Here is a 1,261-nt window from a genome sequence, read left to right as displayed (position 1 = left end):
TGTACGGACCGGACACATGGTTGACGGGTGTGCGGGGACATGGTGGACACTTTTGGCGAGCCAACTTCGCCGGAAAGCCATCATGCCCTGGGACACGAGAGATACCATGAGCCTGAAAGAAGAGTTCATTGCCTTAGCACGGCAACCCGGCAGCAATAAACGAGAGCTGTGTCGACGGTTCGGCATCAGTCCGCAAACGGCCTATAAGTGGTTGAAACGCTATGAAATGCAGGGGCAGTCTGGACTGCAAGAGAAGTCCCGAAAACCTGCGACTAGCCCAAAGCTAACCGCGCCAGCTCTGGAAGCGGAAGTCATAGCGCTTAGGCGAGCACATCCCGCTTGGGGCGGACGTACAATCAGCAGCCTTTTGAAAAAGCAGATTGCTCCTAGCACTGTCACCAATGTTCTGCACCGATGCGGGCTGATTCAGCCTGTTCAGAAGGAACAAGAAGCAAAGCTGAGATTTGAACACGATGCACCTAACGATCTTTGGCAGATGGATTTCAAAGGGCACTTCCCGACGCAAGAAGGCCGATGCCATCCGCTGACGTTGTTGGACGATCACTCACGATTCAATTTGGCGATTCAAGCTTGTGATAACGAGCGTGGAATCACAGTGAAGGAAAAGATGATCGAGGTATTCCAGCGCTTTGGTTTACCGGCTCGCATCAACGTTGACAATGGGCCGCCATGGGGCTCGCCACGCAACCCTGGGGAAATCACAGAATTAAGTATCTGGTTGATTCGCTTGGGGATCAGGATCAGCTTCAGTCGTCCTTATCACCCTCAAACCAATGGAAAGATTGAGCGCTTCCATCGTTCACTCAAAGCCGAGGTGCTTGATGGGCGTCAATTCTCCACGATCAAGGATGCTCAAACAGCGTTTGATCAATGGCGTGAGGTCTATAACTTAAAACGCCCTCACCAAGCACTGGACTACAAGGTGCCTATGGACCGGTATCGAGCAAGCCCCTGGGCTTATCCGCAGCAGCTATCGGAGTTTGAATATGGGCCGGATGATGTGCTGGCCAAGGTTTATCACAGCCGATTTCGCTTTCAGAAACGTTACTTCAGCATTGCCAAGGGGCTGGTTGGGCAGCACATCGCAGTTCGGCCTAACCCTGAAAGTGACGGGCTCTTTGACGTCTACTTCTGCCACCATTTCCTACGAACGATCGACGTGAGCAAACCGGACTATGGTTCATAATGTGTCAACTATGTCCCCGCACATGTGTCCACTATGTGTCCGGTCCGTACAGGG

At 52.5% G+C, this 1,261-nt stretch carries 1 protein-coding gene; it reads left to right on the top strand.

Translation table 11 applies throughout. The annotated features are described in order from the left end of the window. The first annotated feature begins 82 nt into the window (after window positions 1-82). Window positions 83-1,207 (top strand): IS481 family transposase, encoded by a 1,125-nt coding sequence (locus JFT44_RS28505; RefSeq protein WP_057961168.1) that lies wholly within the window; start codon window positions 83-85, stop codon window positions 1,205-1,207. Window positions 1,208-1,261: the final 54 nt, after the last annotated feature.

Source organism: Pseudomonas sp. MF5691, assembly GCF_016405645.1.
Taxonomy (GTDB): Bacteria; Pseudomonadota; Gammaproteobacteria; order Pseudomonadales; family Pseudomonadaceae; genus Aquipseudomonas; species Aquipseudomonas shahriarae.
The sequence above is the reverse complement of the archived record's forward strand: the minus strand, read 5'-3'. Positions and strand labels throughout refer to the sequence as shown.